The sequence below is a fragment of the Pseudomonas marincola genome, from assembly GCF_900116605.1.
GTDB classification, from domain to species: Bacteria; Pseudomonadota; Gammaproteobacteria; order Pseudomonadales; family Pseudomonadaceae; genus Aquipseudomonas; species Aquipseudomonas marincola.
This window is the reverse complement of the sequence record NZ_FPBC01000008.1, coordinates 248,893-264,932: the sequence shown is the minus strand read 5'-3', so window position 1 is coordinate 264,932 and position 16,040 is coordinate 248,893. Positions and strand designations below refer to the sequence as shown.

The following is a 16,040-nucleotide window of genomic DNA, read 5'->3' as shown; positions in this document are numbered from 1 at the left end:
CGCAAACTGGCGCAGGATGGTGGTCTCGTACAGCGCTTCCTCCATCGCCGGGTCGCTGTAGCCAAACCAGTTCTGCATCAGATGAACCCGCAGCATCGCCATCAGCGGATACGCCGGACGACCGCCTTCGCCCTTGGGATAATGCGGGGCGATCAAGGCAACCAAACCCTTCCACGGCACCACCCGATCCATCTCGATCAGGAACAGCTCTTTGCGGGTCTGTTTGCGCTTGCCGGCGTACTCGGCGTCGGCGAAGGTCATCTGCTTCATCGGAAAACTCGGCGGGTGGAGTCCGGGCATTTTGCCAAAATAAGGAAGTCTTCTTCAGAGTTTCCCTAGCAATTGCCACTGGAATGGCCACTGCAGCTGACAAACCGGCTAACGGCTCTGCAGATAATTCATCTGGTAAGCCAAACATTCTGGTATTCATGGGCGACGATGTGGGCATTCCTAACATCAGCGTTTATGGCCATGGGATGATGGGCTACCAGACACCCAACATCGACCGTATTGCCAAGGAAGGGGTGATGTTCACCGATTACTACGGTGAGCAGAGCTGTACGGCAGGGCGCGCTGCGTTCATTACCGGCCAGAGTGTAATCCGTACAGGTCTGACCAAAGTAGGTATGCCAGGTGCGTCGGTAGGTATCCAGCCTGAAGATCCGACGATGGGTGAGCTTCTGCGCGCTCAAGGCTATGCAACCGGGCAGTTCGGTAAGAACCACTTGGGTGACCTCGACGAGTACCTGCCGACCAATCACGGCTTCGATGAGTTCTTCGGCAACCTGTATCACCTCAATGCTGAGGAAGAGCCAGAGAACGAAGACTATCCAAAAGATCCGCCGATGAAAGGCCCGCGTGGCGTTATCAAGGCTGCTGCCGACGGTTCTGTTGAAGACACCGGCGCACTCACCAAGAAGCGCATGGAAACAGTGGACGACGAGTTTGCCGCCGCTGCACTTGACTTCATCGATCGTAACACCAAGCAGAACAAGCCTTGGTTCGTGTGGATGAACTCGACACGCATGCACTTCTTCACACACGTACGTGAAGCTAACCGTGGCAAGTCCGGTCTTAACGAATATGCCGACGGCATGTTGGAACTGGATGCTCAGGTAGGTCTGTTCCTCGACAAGCTCGAGAAACTGGGCATTGAAGACAACACCATTGTTCTGTTCACAACAGACAACGGCGTTCACGAGTCCACCTGGCCAGATGCGGGCGTTACTCCGTTCCGTAACGAGAAAACCACCAGCTGGGAAGGTGCTTTCCGCGTACCAGCCATGGTTCGCTGGCCTGGCAAAATCAAACCGGGCGTTATCTCCAATGACATGATGTCTCACATGGACTGGCTGCCGACATTCCTCGCAGCTGCCGGTGATAAGAACATCGTTGAAGAGTGCAAGAAGGGCTGTAAGTCCGGTGACAAGACCTTCAAGGTTCACATGGACGGCTACAACTTCCTGCCAATGTTGACCGGCGAAGAAGAGAAGGGTCCGCGTCACAACTTCATCTACGCGACTGACGATGGTCAGGTTTCAGCAGTTCGCTTCGCGGATCGCTGGAAAGCCATGTACCTGGTTCAGGACTACGACGGCATGGAAGTTTGGGCACGTCAGCTCGATGAGCTTAAAGCTCCGCTTCTGTTCGACCTGCGTATGGACCCGTACGAGAAAGCCTACGGTAGCTCAAACACCTACTGGGATTTCTGGGCGCATCGCGGCTATATGTTCCAATGGGCAACCTCTATCGTTGCCGACTTTGCTCAAACCTTTGACGAGTTCCCGCAGCGTCAAACTCCGGCTTCCTGGAACGTTAGCGATCTCATGAAGCAGCACATTCACGGAAAAGCGGGTAAGACAGAGTAAGTTCCTCGCGCAAACCAACTACACCGGCACCCAAATGGGTGCCGGTGTACGTTCATCCGTAATATAGTGGTTTCGGCATCACGCTAACGCGTGGTTACGACACTCAGAACCGTAAGAAATCACAATCTATGAATTCAGTTCCGGCGCGTCCGCGAATTTTGTTGTTTCAGTGCTTGCTGTTTGGATCTGGTTTTTCAGCTCTGGTTTATCAGGCCATTTGGGTTAAGCAGTTATCTCTGGTGGTCGGCGTTGATGTTTACGCGATTTCTACTGGAGTCAGTGCTTTCTTCGCGGGTCTTGCATTGGGGGGCGCAATTTTTGGACGCCTTGCCGATAGTCTTCGAAATCCATTGCGGTTGTACGCCGTACTGGAATTTTTGATTGCTTTGATTGGGATTGGTGCGACGCTGGCATTAGCCAAGGCGCCCGCCATATTCGTCGCACTGCAATCGCAATTCGGGGTCCTTGCCTGGCTCCTGCCGTTCTTGTTGGTGATGTTTCCCGCAATCCTCATGGGAGGGACATTACCGCCCCTGATATCGTCTGTTCGGCCGGGCAACAGCCAGATCGGCCGCACTGCTGGCCAGCTCTACACGGCCAATACGGCCGGGGCTATCATCGGTGTGCTACTGACGGCACTGGCGCTGGTGCCGCTCTTTGGCGTTAAGGGCGCAGCTTTTTTCGCGGGCGCGCTTAATGTCTTGCTGGGGATTTGGGCTTTGGTTTTATCCAGAGCAAAGCCTCAGGTCCGTACTTCCGAGGCCCCACGCGAGCGCCTCAAGTTCTTCGCGCTTTCATCCAAGGCACGCCTCGCGTTGGTGTTATATGCCTTGGCGGGCGGTGTTGCGCTGGGCTATGAAGTCCTGTGGACACAAATCATTGTTCAGTTCCTGAGTACCCGCGCCGTTGCTTTCAGTGTCGTGCTGGCGGTTTATCTCTCGGGGCTGGTTATCGGTAGCTTCCTGTATTCGCGTTTTGCTGATCGCGTTCGTGCCCGCTGGACCACCTTTGGGCTGCTGGTGCTGGGTGCAGGCTTTGTTGCAATGGCCACATTTTCGCTGCTCGGGCCGTGGTTGCTTCACGCTCAAGAGGTCACCGGGCTGTGGGTGTTCGATGTCACGGGCAACCGCATGGCGCAGATGCTGTCTCGATTCATCGTCGCGGCTGGCGTGATTATTTTCCCTTCGACTCTGCTCCTGGGCGCTGCTTTCCCAGCCGCTGCACGCTTGGTGGTCGATGAGGCGAAACCAGGCCAGGACATTGGCTTAATGTTGGCCCTGAATACGGCATGCGGCATTGTCGGCACCCTTGGCACCGGCTTCATCCTTGTGCCTTGGCTGGGGCTGTCGGGCAGCCTTGCAGTGCTTGCGGTACTTGCTGGTCTGGTAGGGGCCGTTGCGCTGTATCAGGATCGTCAACGTTTCACCCCTGCGCCGGCTTTCGGCCTGCTAGCAGTGGTGGTCGCTCTGGCGGTTTGGCTGCCGCGAGACTTGCTGACGCGTCTGCTGACTGACTCGCGTGGCGGTGAGGTGGTGTTCTATGAAGAAGCGCCGGGCGGCACTGTTGCGGTGTTAGAGCAGGACAGCAAGCAGGGCAGCTTCCGCCGACTTTACATTCAAGGCGTTTCCAACACAGGGGACGCCATGCCATCTCTACGCTACATGCGCCTGCAAGCGCTGCTGCCACTGTTGGTGCATCCGGGTGAACCCAAATCAGCCTTGGTTATTGGCCTTGGCACCGGGATTACAGCTGGCGCCACTCTGGTGTATCCCGAGTTGGATCGGCGGTTATGCATTGAGCTCATGAAGCCGGTTGCTGATGCGGTCACCCTGTTCAAGGGTAATTTGGGAGCAGGCAAAGACCCGCGCCTTGATATTCAGGTGGGTGACGGTCGTCACGAGCTGATGCGCAGCAAAGAGCTGTTCGATCTGATCACGCTTGAGCCGCCTCCACCTGCGGCTGCCGGTGTAGTGAATCTCTACTCCTCGGATTTTTATGAGCTGGCTAAAGCCCGTCTTAGCGAGGGCGGCATACTCGCACAATGGCTGCCTATTGCGACTCAGACCGAGGCCGACACTCGCTCGTTGATTCGCTCCATGCTGGACGTGTTCCCGCACGTATCGCTCTGGACGACCGAAGCCAACGAAATGATGCTGCTGGGTTCTGAAAAGCCCTTGGCGTTGGATATCGGGCAAATCGAGCAGCGCATGCAGCGCGGCGATGTTGCCAGCACGCTGCAGGAAGTGGGCATTGGCTCAGTAACTGATTTGCTCGCGACCTACATCACCGATCGCAAAGGGCTTGAGAGCTACGTAAAAAATGCCCAGCCGGTGACGGATAATCGTCCTCTTATCGAGTACGGTCGCTGGACGCATGCCGAGCAGATTACCTACACCTTGCCGTCTCTTCTGGAGTTGCGTGAGAAACCTCAGTTTCAAGGCAATGACGTGCAGATGAGTGAGGTTGAAGCATCGTATCTGCGACTGGTGAAGTTCTATCAAATCTACCTGTACGCGACGATGGGCGATACCAGAAGCTGGAAAGAAAGTGTCCGGCGCTTTGTGCGCGGTGACAACCCCAACGCCTACTACGACTGGTTCCTGCCGCCTGCCTCATAAGCAAACGGGAAAACTGGAGTGCTCACTCCAGTTTTCCCGTTTAGTGGGTTGGATTTAACGGCGGTAACGAGTTGGCACTGCCAGTTTGTCGCTTGAGCTGCCGACTCTTATGCGCGGCTTGCTGCAATGCTGTTTTAACTGCGGACCAGTCAGCCTGATTAGTCGGAGTGGGTCCATACAGCTTCTCGCCAATGCCCGACAGGGCTGCCTTCAAAGCCGTTAAGTCAGGGCAAGCCTGCGGCGGTAGTCGGTTTACCCAACTCTGTACGTGCTTCAGCGTTGCGTCCAAATCCTGTTGTTTGATTGCCTGCATGGCCTGGTTATATGAATGCCTGGCGGACAATAGGTAGCGGGTTTTGGCGGCCGCATAGTTACGTTGAATCACGGTGCGCAGTGATGGGATAAAACGCAGTGCCAGCCCTATCACAAACGCAAGGATAACCAGCGTGATGGCGATGGTTCGCCAGTTTCGCTCCAGCCGCTGGGCCAGTGTTACTTTCCCCGAGAACAGTAAAGGCTTGAGGCTGGTCGTTTCTATTTTCTTGGTGGTGAGGTTGAACCAGCGTATCTCCACGCCAGGCAGTTCGTAGTCTCCGCCTTGCTCAACCACAAAGCTTACTTCCTCGGTTCGTGTGCCTCCGTCGGGCGTTTCCTGGGTCTGTGGCTCTTTGGGGTATGCAGAGATACCGGCGATCTCCGAGTCGGGCAGCAGCGGTGGAATGAACAGCGAAGAGGTGCCTTCAATCGTGGCAACGACCTGGCGCTTGAAGGCGTCACCGACCTTCATTACATCGGCGGCACCCTCTATTGTCTGGTCGAGCTTAAGGCCCGTGGCCGCCACAAATGGATCGAGCCCTTGCGCTTCTTTGGGGACTGAGCCGAATAAGCGGATCGGATCGGTCATCATGTTTACTTCGACCGGCGCATTGGTTTCCGGGTCTGCGTAGGTCACCCGCAACGGGCGGGCAGGAATGTCGAACTGGCCCTGAATCATCGGGTACAACTGATAAGTGCGTTTGACCCCAGCCCACATTTTTCCATCGATGCGTTTGCGTGCAGGTGATGATGAGTCGGGTGGACGCCGCACCATCAAATGTGAAACCTCCAGATCGGGGAAGGCCGGAGGCTTGAGCATCCATGTTGGCACTAGCACCGAAATCGTGAGCTGCGTAGGAGAGCCCGGGATGACGGTGTCTTCAGTCAGCTCCATCTCGATGATTGGCTCACTAGGCGTTCCCGGCGCAGCCAGGGCCAAAGAGGGCAGGGACAATAGCAGGCACAGGCACAGACGGTAAATCACGGCTGATCCTCGATCGATTCCAGCAAGAAACGTTGCTTGAGGTACTCAGATGTTCGGGTGTCGACACTGCGCATCCATTGCTCGGTCGATTGCATTTTAATTTCATCAGTCGGTATGTCTGAGGCGAGCATATCCGCGCCCTCGGCAGACTCTTTGTCGTACACCACCTCATCGGCGCCCTCTGAGCCGATGCCTGTATCCGAGGCATCTCTGGCATCTTCGGCGTAGGCCAGCAGCGCGCGGGCGATGTCCAGATTGCGCGCAGCGGCCTGGTTTTTCGGATCACGTTCCAGGGCGAGTTTGAACGCCTCGATACCGGCCCGGTAGTTCAGCGCTTTGGTCTGAGCCATGCCTTGGATGAAAGCAGCTTGCGAGGTTTCGAGGCGATTGAGTACCTCTGCAGATTCCGCGTAACTGCCCGCCATATACAGGGCATAGCCCTTCCAGAGTGGGTCCTGGAATTTCTCGCCAGCTTCGGCGTAATGCAGTTGATCAAATTGCAGGCGACCTTGCTGGTCTGGGGTCAGTACGAAGTCCACCAAGTTAGCCGCTTGGGCGTCGCCCGGATGAAAACTCATCAGCAACACTAAGGCGGCAGCACCTGGCCATTGAACGACTCGTCCGCGACGAAACGAAAGCAGGATCAACAGGGCTGCGGGCCATGCGAACAGCACCCCTTGGTCTCGCCATTGCAATCGGTCATCACCCGACAGGGCTTCGCGGTAGGCTTGCGCGGTGTAGCGCTCTATTGTTTTGACATCCTTATCATCGACCGATAACTCGACCACCTCGGCATCGGTTATGCCGCTCATTCTGTCGACGCTGGCCTGATTGCTGCCGACCGTGAGGAAGATCAGACGTGCGCCTTTTGCCTGCGCATGTTTCTCAAAAGCAGGCACGTCGGCGTTGTTCAGGTCATCCAGCAGAAAAACGATAGCACCGGGAACGGTTTCACTCTCAAGGCTCTTCTCTGCCAGTGCCAGTGCGGCAGATGCATTGTTGCCGGGTTTGGGCATTACGTCGGTATTGAGCCCTTCGATAAAGGGTTTCAGTACATGCGGATCTTCCGTTAGAGGCACCACACGGTGCGCCGTGCCGGCATACGCGATCAACGAGGTACGGGCTCCGGAGCGCAAAGCGCTTAGCTCAAGCAGCTTCTGGCGCGCCCGTTCCAGTCGGCTCGGTGCGATGTCTGAGTTGTCCATCGACGGCGTAACCGCGAGCACCATGGCCAGCGGCGCGGTTTGAGCCAGCAGCGGGTTAGGGATTTTGTTCCATGCTGGCCCCGCAACAGCGAGTGCCAGCAACACGCCGGCAAGACCCAAGCTGTCAGCGGCGGTCCAGCGTTGGCGGCGATTGCCCCCTACCGTAATTGCTTCGGCCAAATGCGGCGCGATGACTGCAGTAACATCATCTGTGTCCTTGCGGGTCGGGCGCATCCGCCACCAGATCCACAGCAGCGGCACGAGTAACAACAGCCACCATGGCCGCAGGAAATGAAAATAGGACAGCGACTCAAGAAAGTAAGTCATGCCTGACTTTTCCTCCTGACAGGAAACTGCCTGATCAGTGCGTACAAGCACAGCAATACAGCGGCTACAGCGATTGGCAGATAAGCCAGGGCTTCGCGCGGTTGGTAAGACAATGTTTGGGTTTTACGCGGGGTCAATTCATCGATTCGGCTGTAGACCGTTTCGAGGGTTTTTTCATCGCCGGCAAAAAAGTATTCGCCGCCGGAGCGTGATGCGATTTCCTGCAAGGTGTCGACGTCGACAATGTATTTAGAGTCCGGGCTGGCGTTCGGATCACCCACCGCAATGGTGAATATCGAGACCCCGCGTTGAGCGGCAATGGTGGCGGCATTCAGCGGCGTCATGCGGCTGCCCGTATCGCTACCATCGCTCAGCAATATCAGCAGCCTCTGATCGACTTTGCTGGACTCAAAAGTGCGTATTGCCAACCCAATGGAGTCGCCGATAACCGTGTTCGGTCCTGCCATGCCGACGCTGGTTTCGTCGAGCAGCTGGCCCAAGGTTTTCAAGTCTTCGGTGAATGGTGACTGCACATAAGCACGCGAACCGAACACGATCAGAGCGACCCTGTCGCCTTCACGTTTTTTTACGAAGTCCTGTACCACGCGTTTGACGGCCAACAGCCGCTGCACCTCAGTGCCATCAGAGGCTTTGAAGTCTTTCACATCCATAGAACCTGAAATGTCGATAGCCAGGATCACGTCGCGAGCGGCTTGCTTGATTTCAACGCGATCACCCAACCGCTGTGGCTGCGCCAAGGCAATTACCAGTAATAGCCACAATAGGATGGCGATAGCTGTATCGACCTTGCTGCGCTGCGGAACCACTACGCCTTCGCGGGGTGTAGCCCCCATTGCCGCTACAAAGGTGTCAAAGAACGGAACGCGAATTGCTTTTGTACGCTCACGGAACGGCGGCATGAAGCGCCACACCAGCCATGGCAGAGGCAGCAAGATAAAGGCCCAAGGCGCCGCCCACTCAATCACGAGTTTTCCCCTGTTGTCGGAACTTTATGAGTGCGAACCCATTCGGCCACCAGTTTGGCCAGGCCGGGTGCAGATCCGCTGTTGGTGTTGGGCTGATAGGGCGCGTTGTCCAGTGTTTGGCCTATTTCACCCGCGAACTTGTTACCGGGGTAATGCTCGTTCAGAAAAGCGAGCCATTGTTCGCCATGCAGGCTGGCGACTTCACGGCGGGGGAATGCGCACAGAGCGGTACGGCGAAGAATTCTTGCCAGTTTTATCGGGTCGTCACCCGCTTGGGCAATTTCAGCCAATGCAGCGCGTCTGTAAGCTCGGGCTCGCCATTTACGCCAGCCGCGGTATGAGAGATAAGCCACGCCTATAAGCAACAGCAGCGCGAGCCATCCCCAGAAGGGTGTCTGCGGAAACAATGAGATTGGTTCTGGCGCAGGCACAGGCTCGAGCTTTTCGAGCAATTCGATAAGGTTTAGGTTTGCCAGATCAGCAGGCACCGAAGGTGTTGGGGCCTGAGCTGCAACGTCAGTCTTCGCCATCAGCGCCTCCGAGCAATGCACGAATTTGCATGTGGGTGTCGTGTTCGGTAGACAGCGGCAGCACGGGCACGCCAACGCGTTCTTCCCAGCCCTTGATTGTGCTGAAACGCTCATCCAGCACCTGCTGAACAGAGGCTCTGGCTTTGTCCTCACTGGTGTCCATCAGCGCTTTGAGGCGACCGTCCGAAATAATCAATTTCCAGTTGGTCGCAACCGTGTCGGCCATCGGGTCACTGACCAGGCACAGCAGAAGATCGTTCTTGCGGGCTATGCCACCCAGCAGTTCATCTGTGTGTTCGTCGATATTATTAAAGTCACTTATCACCACGACCAGGTGGTTACTGCCGGCAATTCTGGCTGCGGCCTCAAGCGGGCGATTCAATGACATCGGTGCGCGGGGTTCCGCGTCGGCGGTTAACGAGCGGTTGGCGGAGACCAGCGTTTCCAGAAAACGTAGGGCATTCGCGCGGCTTTGGCGCGGGCGGATCTCCCATAAATTCTCGTCATCAAAGACAATGCCGCCAACGCGATCGCCCTGGTTGAGAATCATGAAAGTTGAAATGGCGGCGGCTTCAGCTGCTGTTACGGATTTCATGTTCATAGCCGAGCCGAAGAACATCGACATGCGTTGATCCACCACGACCAATGCAGGCCTGTCGCGCTCCTCTGTGTAAACGCGGACGTGGGGTTTGCCGGTTCTGGCAGTGACTTTCCAATCGATTGTGCGCGAGTCATCGCCTGGCAGATAGCCGCGTAACTCTTCGAAGTTCAGCCCGCGACCGCGCAGCCGAGAGGCGTGGCGACCATTGAGAATACTGCGCGCAGGTTGTCGCGGCAGCAACGTCAGGTGCCGTGCCTCGGCTTCCATCTCCATCAGATGCGCCAGGTTGACTTTTACGCGTGGGTCTTCGGTCTCATTCTCGGGTTGATTGGCCCTGATGCCCAGACGATTGCGAGCTGCATCGTTACTCATAGAACCCTCAGTTCCGGGTAAACCTTAAGTCAGGGCCACGTGGGCGACGATCTCGTCAGTGACTTGGTCCGGACTGACGCCTTTGCCCACGGCGGCATAACTCAGAGACAAACGATGTCGGAGTACGTCGTGAACCATGGCCTGAACATCTTGCGGGTCGACATAATCGCGTCCATGCAGCCAGGCATGCGCACGGCTGGCGCGGTCGAGTGCAAGCGAGGCACGCGGGCTTGCGCCTACATCGATCCAGCGGCGCAACTCATCGCTGTAAACTTCCGGGGTGCGTGTGGCGTAAATAAGGTCGGCGATATAGCGCTCGATAGCGTCAGAAACCGTAACCTTGGCAATCTCCCGGCGCGCATCAAAAACAGCCTGCTGCGGGATCAAGTCGGCTGACGGTTTCGCGTGTTGCGCCCCGGTGTCATCACTCTCTTCGAGCGCGGCGGCTTCTTCTTCACGCACCAGTTTGATTACGCCAACCTCGTCTTCCACGGTTGGGTACTCGATGTTCACATGGATGATGAAGCGGTCCATCTGAGCCTCTGGCAGCGGGTAGGTGCCTTCTTGCTCCACCGGGTTTTGGGTTGCCATCACCATGAACAGTGGGGGCAACTTATGTGACGTGCCGGCAACGGTTACCTGACGTTCTTCCATCGCTTCAAGCAGGGCTGCCTGTACTTTTGCGGGCGCCCGGTTGATTTCGTCGGCCAGCACCAGATTGGCAAAAATAGGGCCCGGCTCAAAGCGGAATTCGCCGTGGCCATCTGTTTGATGATAAACCTCGGTGCCCGTTACATCCGATGGCAGTAGATCGGGTGTGAACTGGATGCGCTTGAAGTCGGCATCCATATTCGTCGCCATGCTCTTAATAGCACGGGTCTTGGCAAGGCCAGGGAGGCCTTCGACCAGTACGTTGCCATTACACAGCAGTGCGATAACTAGGCGCTCTACAACACGTTCCTGGCCAATAATCGAAGCACTCATGCGAGCTTGTAGTGATTGAATCTGTTCTCTCGGGCCCATGGTCGCTCCGCCGGAGTTTGCGAATAAAGGTTTGCTAGAACAATAGAAGCCAGTCGCGTAACCGGCAACTGTGAACGGCGCTTTGAGTGGACATAGATCCAATAAGTCGATCAGTCCATCCAGTCCAGACTCCCTACGTTGTGTAGGGGAATCGCGCGAAACTAGCAGTGCCAAAAAGTTGTTGCAAATCATGTGGCTGGGGCGTTCGTAAAGATGGCGGCAAGCCATCCGCTAGATAGGGGACAGTGCGATCCGAGCCTGCGATGACCATCATCGTTGCTCGTGGTTTGCGGATATTCGCTCGGGCGGCTTTGCGGTCTTTGCAGCGCATGGTTGGTTACGTTAGGTTCCGGCACCGTTGATGAGCCGCTCCTCTACGAGCGGCACGGCGATATTCGGCTCTTGCTACGGAGCGCCGCGCGCCTCGGCTGGGGCTGAAGCAAAGCCGGCGTGCTGATTTTCTTAAGAGTAAGTGCGTGCCAGACGGCTAAGGATGGAAAACGAAGTTGCTGAAAAGTCGCTGAAAGAGAATTTAACTCATAACAACCCTCAGCATTACTCTGAAGCCCAAGAGCAACGAAGCCTGATCTTGGCGAGCATGCTTGTGCTTAGAAGAGCGAAGCGGGGAGGCTGGAGGTACAAACTACTGCCAGGATATAGCGAGCTTGGTTTTTCGCCATGCTCACCGCACTTTATGCTGCCCCGTACGGAAGCGCCCTGGTGGAATATCAAAAAACTCGCGAAAGCACCGGCGGAAATGTGAAATGCTTACGAAACCACTTGCCACTGCAATATCAACCAGTGATTTGTTAGTGGTTTGTAGTAGTTGTCGTGCATAGGTTAAACGTAACTCAAGATAATAACGTGGGGGCGTAACGTTTACATAACGACAGAACAGACGTTCAAGTTGGCGTCTGGACAGTGATGAATGGCTGACAATCTCATCGATAGTCAGTGGTTCTTCGATATTGCTATGCATCAACTCCAGTGCAACTTTAAGAGGCTGTGGCAAGGTTAGATTCTTATCCAGAATCAGTGCGGAAATATCCACTGCATCTTTTGTTTTATCGCAGTTTAGTACCTCTTCAACCGCGCGCACCAAGCTATCACCGTGTTCAAGCCTGACGATTTCAAGCATCATGCCTAATGAGCTGTTAGCACCGGCGCAACCAATTCTATTACGGTCTACCGTAAATGAGTCTTTCGAGAGTTTAACTTTAGGAAATAGCTCTGCCATCATGGCCCTGCCGTCGGGATGGAACGCACAGTCATATCCATCCAAAAGGCCCGCTTCGGCAATAAAGTATGAGCCATTCCAAAGCCCGCCCAATGTTACGCCTGCGGAGGCTGCTGAGCGTAGTTTGGTTCTGATATTTTGATTGGCTTGTAAATCAACCCGGAATCCGCCACAAACCAGGATTAAGTTTTGTTGGGTTTCTTTCAGATCGTTTAAATTACAGTCTACAGAGATCGAAATACCAAGATCGCTGGTTACCAAGTCTGTTTTGCCCACAACCACTATTTCATAGAGCGGCGAAGTGCTCATTAGATTGGCTGTGACCAATGCATCCACTGCGCCAGTAAATGCCATCATGGAGAAGTTATCGAGGAGCAAAAATGCAACGCGGTGCACTTTTTTCGGCTGCACATCATAAAGCAAGCGATTAATGTGCAGGCAGTTCTTATCCTTTAGGACACTTTCGAAGGACGCTCTCATTATGTTGGCTCAATAAGTTCCATACGGCTTGGTTGGTGCGATATTCATCTACAGATAGTCACATCAATAACGTGAGGCAGCAATAATGAATGCGCTGGTAATCGCTCAGCATTTTTATACATTTATCAGGCCGCTCCTATTCGCTCTCAAGCTCAATTTTCCAGTGCAATCTTGCTCGGGGTGCAGGTCGAATCGTGACATGTTCACTAGCCTCCCATATTGAGTTCGCGGAGACTGGATACCTCGCTTATGTCTGGCGCTGGTTCGCTTGGTCATGCTTGTCAGTCCTATTGCCAGCGATCTTGAGTCAGTTGCCAGCGATACTGAACGCTTGGATTGGTAAGGCATGGCTTCCTCGGCGGAATAGGCCTTCGCGGTCAGAGCTTTAAATACGTTAATCAAATAGGGTAAACGATGAACAGACCGTGTTTGTGGTCTGCTTCAGAGGCGCTGAACTCTTGCTCGGCAACGGTGCGAAGCGAGCTGCCGGAGGCGGCAAGAATCTGGTCCATGGCACCTGCAAACCATCCGGTAAACATATAGTCGACCTTGCGCTCGCACTTGCCATATTCGGACACGAATGCCGAGTGTTCCAGGCGTACCTCGGCAGTGCCTCTGGCAAGGTCGATATGCTCAGTTTTGAATAGCCCCAAGCCAAGCTGAGACAAGTACTTCATGTAATGCTCAAACACGGCGACGCCCTTCAAAGCATGCCGTTCGGCTTGTGTCTCACACCACTGCCAAGCGGACTTTTTCCCGGCGTGGTAGAGTATTTCGGCATAGGCTTCGGCGCCCAACACTGCTTCGATAGCCATGTGGTTGTTGACGAAAAAATGCCGCGGCACATATAGCATCGGTACAGAGTCGGTAGTCCAAACTCCGGTTTCGTCGTCCACCTGAATCGGCATCTCGGGTGCGTGTTTGGGCATGTTAAAACTCCAAAAGCAGGGCGGTGATCGCGTTATCGGGCTGGCGAATCAGATACGCTCCAGCGCTGTGTAATGTTGTAATCGCGGCGGGCTGGCATATTCGTTCAGGGGTTCGGCCAATACCCGCCCATCACTTAACACCCCCCGCGCTCGGGCAATCCGTGCTTGGGCATGGTGGAAGTTAGGGGTGGGAAATCAGTGGGGGCGGATGTCTGGCGGATCCAGAATTTTGCCGAAGTTAGTCAGACGGTACGCATAGCCTTTTGCAGGGTGGCTATGTTTACAAATTGCGTGTCTGTCATCTTCTCTTGGCTTGTCATGAGACTGCTTTCTTGTTGTTTGTTGTCAGTTTAGGTCATTCACAAAGTACCCTTGCCGCATGGGGTAGATGGTACTTTTTACGCCATAAATATCTCTATTTACGACGTCGGCAGAAATGCCCCTCAGCGCGCTTAAACGCTCGACACCTGCATCCAGAAAGTAAAAAGCCCCTGAAAGTTCGAGAAATTTTCGTGCTGGTTTGCGTCTAGGCGGCCATCACTGCTGTGGGTTTTTATTTTGATGGCAAGGATGTTGTGGCCACCCGCTCGCAGGCAGAGTTCTTATCGCGACAAGAAACAGCTTCCTTGCACATGCTCCCGAATTGCTACGCTGACTCTTCGAGTGCAATGACGTTGATGACACTACAGTCGTGCAATTGATTGGGCTCGCCAAAGCCAATTGGGCGTTGCAAGATTGGCTACACAATAAAAATAAGGAATGTTCATGCCTATTCCACGTCGACTGGGTTGCCTGCTTTTGGCCGCCGTACTCCCTGTTAGCGCACTTGCCGAGCTCCCCTCCGAGCGAATTGAACCGCAGATTAATCCTGAACTGGCCGCGCAGAATTCGCTCTTCGATATGCATGTCTACAAGGTGGCCGACAACACCTATTCGGCTGTCGGTTGGCAGTTGGGTAACGTGGTCATGATTGAGGCCCCGGAGGGTTTGATTATTGTCGACACCGGGGAGTCGTTGAGTGATTCGCGCAAGATCATGGCGCAGTTTCGCAAGCTGACCGACAAGCCGGTCAAGGCGGTGATCTACACGCATTTCCACCCGGACCATATCAACGGTGTGCAAGCCTTTGTCAGTCGTGAGCAGGTTGAAAGCGGTGAGGTGAAAATCTTTGCCCATGAAACGCTGTTGGCCAATGTGGTCAGTCAGGGTTCACTGGTCGGCCCCATCCTTGGGGCTCGCTCCGCCTACAGCTTCGGCGCTCTGCTTGAACAGCCCGACCAGAAAGACATGAATTCGGGGATAGGTCCGCTCGTACGCGCTGAACCCTCGACCTTTATTGCCCCGACCGACACCATCGGTAAGCGACTCGATACGACCATTGCCGGGTTGCCCGTTCAATTGCTGCACGCGCCAGGTGAAGCGCCAGATGAGATCGTGGTCTACCTGCCAGACAATCGAGTGCTGATTAGCTCTGACGTGCAACAGGGCCCGGCATTTCCCAATATCCACACCCTGCGCGGCACCAAGTTCCGCGATCCGGTCGAGTGGATTGCCAGCATCGACATGCTGCGTGAACTTCACGCCGAGCATCTGGTACCGCTCCACGGACGTCCTGTCGAGGGTGCGGATAAGGTCGAAGAAGTGCTGCGCATGACACGCGACGGCATGGCTTATGTTCACGACCAGACCGTGCGCTGGATGAACAAGGGCCTGACGCCAGATGAGCTGGTCGAGAAGGTCAAGCTGCCTGCTCATCTGGCTGGTTATTCGCCGTATCTGCGAGAGATGTACGGCACGGTGAAGCACAGCGTTCGGCAGATTTACAACGGCTATCTTGGCTGGTTCCAAGGTGACCCGGTGGATCTCGACCCGACCCCGCCCAAAGTGAAGGCAGAGCGTCTGATCGCTTTGATGGGTGGGCGCGAAAAGGTGCTTCTGGCTGCAGGCGATGCTTATCTCAAAGGTGATTATCAGTGGGCTGCAGAGCTGTCCAGCTACGTTATTCGCATGGATCACGATGACAAACTGGCTCGCGATATTAAGGCGCGCAGTTTCCGCAAAATGGGTTACGCCAGCATGAATTTCAACTGGCGCAACTGGTACCTGATGAGCGCCATGGAGCTGGAAGGCAAATTCGATGGCGAGCAAATTCGTCAGCGCACGGCTGAAATACGCAAAGTCATGTTGTCGCCCGATATGGTGCGCAGCTTCACCCCGCAAATCTTTTTGCAGAATTGGGTGACGCGCGTCGACCCTGAAAAGGCTAACGATGTGCAACTGACCCTCGGGTTCGAGTTTCCCGACACGGGTGAGCAACTGGCCCTGGAAGTGCGTCGCGGGGTGGCGCAGTTGCACCAGGGGATTCCGGAGGGAACCACGCTCAAGCTGACGATGGACAAACGTTTTATGGAGACCCTGCTGACCGGCGAGGGTGGTCTGGTGAAAGGTGCCTTGATGGGTGATGTGAAGATCGACGGCAGTCTGCTCGACATCAAAACCTTTCTCGGTTGCTTCGACTTCAGTGAAGAACCTTTTGGCCTGACCATACGCTGACGGAGAGTCAC

At 55.1% G+C, this 16,040-nt stretch carries 12 protein-coding genes; 3 read left to right on the top strand and 9 right to left on the bottom strand.

Annotated elements, in window-relative coordinates:
• On the bottom strand, positions 1–270 hold a 270-nt coding region (locus BM395_RS14950; protein ID WP_141124100.1), incomplete at its 3' end, for a transposase.
• 83 nt (positions 271–353) lie between these two features.
• On the opposite strand from BM395_RS14950, the gene BM395_RS14945 reads away from it, so the two are divergent.
• Together BM395_RS14945 and BM395_RS14940 are read left to right on the top strand one after the other, a co-directional pair.
• Positions 354–1,868 carry an arylsulfatase gene (locus tag BM395_RS14945; RefSeq protein WP_090513159.1) on the top strand — a complete coding sequence of 505 codons (1,515 nt, stop codon included), beginning with the start codon at positions 354–356 and terminating at the stop codon, positions 1,866–1,868.
• A gap of 128 nt (positions 1,869–1,996) precedes the next feature.
• Positions 1,997–4,486 carry a fused MFS/spermidine synthase gene (locus BM395_RS14940; protein ID WP_090513156.1) on the top strand — a complete coding sequence of 830 codons (2,490 nt, stop codon included), beginning with the start codon at positions 1,997–1,999 and terminating at the stop codon, positions 4,484–4,486.
• A gap of 40 nt (positions 4,487–4,526) precedes the next feature.
• Here BM395_RS14940 and BM395_RS14935 read toward each other — a convergent pair whose 3' ends face one another.
• The 8 genes from BM395_RS14935 to BM395_RS14900 all read right to left on the bottom strand — a co-directional run bounded on the left by BM395_RS14935 (position 4,527) and on the right by BM395_RS14900 (position 13,476).
• On the bottom strand, positions 4,527–5,786 hold the full coding sequence (locus BM395_RS14935; protein ID WP_141124099.1) for a BatD family protein: 1,260 nt from the start codon (positions 5,784–5,786) through the stop codon (positions 4,527–4,529).
• Complete coding sequence (locus tag BM395_RS14930) at positions 5,783–7,318, bottom strand: VWA domain-containing protein (RefSeq protein WP_090513154.1); 1,536 nt, start codon at positions 7,316–7,318, stop codon at positions 5,783–5,785. The genes BM395_RS14935 and BM395_RS14930 overlap by 4 nt, the downstream gene beginning before the upstream one ends.
• A complete protein-coding gene (locus BM395_RS14925; RefSeq protein ID WP_090513152.1) occupies positions 7,315–8,304 on the bottom strand; it encodes a VWA domain-containing protein in 990 nt (329 codons plus the stop codon). The genes BM395_RS14930 and BM395_RS14925 overlap by 4 nt, the downstream gene beginning before the upstream one ends.
• The gene (locus tag BM395_RS14920) at positions 8,301–8,834 is read right to left on the bottom strand and encodes a DUF4381 domain-containing protein (protein WP_170860601.1); all 534 of its coding nucleotides are present in this window, start codon (positions 8,832–8,834) and stop codon (positions 8,301–8,303) included. Before BM395_RS14920 ends, BM395_RS14925 begins: the two co-directional genes overlap by 4 nt.
• Entirely contained in the window at positions 8,821–9,807 is a 987-nt protein-coding gene (locus BM395_RS14915) for a DUF58 domain-containing protein (protein ID WP_090513149.1), read from the bottom strand. Before BM395_RS14915 ends, BM395_RS14920 begins: the two co-directional genes overlap by 14 nt.
• 24 nt (positions 9,808–9,831) lie before the next feature.
• Complete coding sequence (locus BM395_RS14910; RefSeq protein WP_090513148.1) at positions 9,832–10,830, bottom strand: AAA family ATPase; 999 nt, start codon at positions 10,828–10,830, stop codon at positions 9,832–9,834.
• 682 nt (positions 10,831–11,512) lie between these two features.
• Positions 11,513–12,547 (bottom strand): GlxA family transcriptional regulator, encoded by a 1,035-nt coding sequence (locus tag BM395_RS14905; RefSeq protein WP_090513146.1) that lies wholly within the window; start codon positions 12,545–12,547, stop codon positions 11,513–11,515.
• A gap of 398 nt (positions 12,548–12,945) precedes the next feature.
• Complete coding sequence (locus BM395_RS14900) at positions 12,946–13,476, bottom strand: DUF5943 domain-containing protein (protein ID WP_090513145.1); 531 nt, start codon at positions 13,474–13,476, stop codon at positions 12,946–12,948.
• Between the two features lie 765 nt (positions 13,477–14,241).
• Between BM395_RS14900 and BM395_RS14895 the strand changes: the two genes are divergently transcribed.
• Positions 14,242–16,029: an alkyl sulfatase dimerization domain-containing protein gene (locus BM395_RS14895; protein WP_090513143.1), complete on the top strand. Its 1,788-nt coding sequence runs from the start codon at positions 14,242–14,244 to the stop codon at positions 16,027–16,029.
• Positions 16,030–16,040 lie beyond the last annotated feature (11 nt).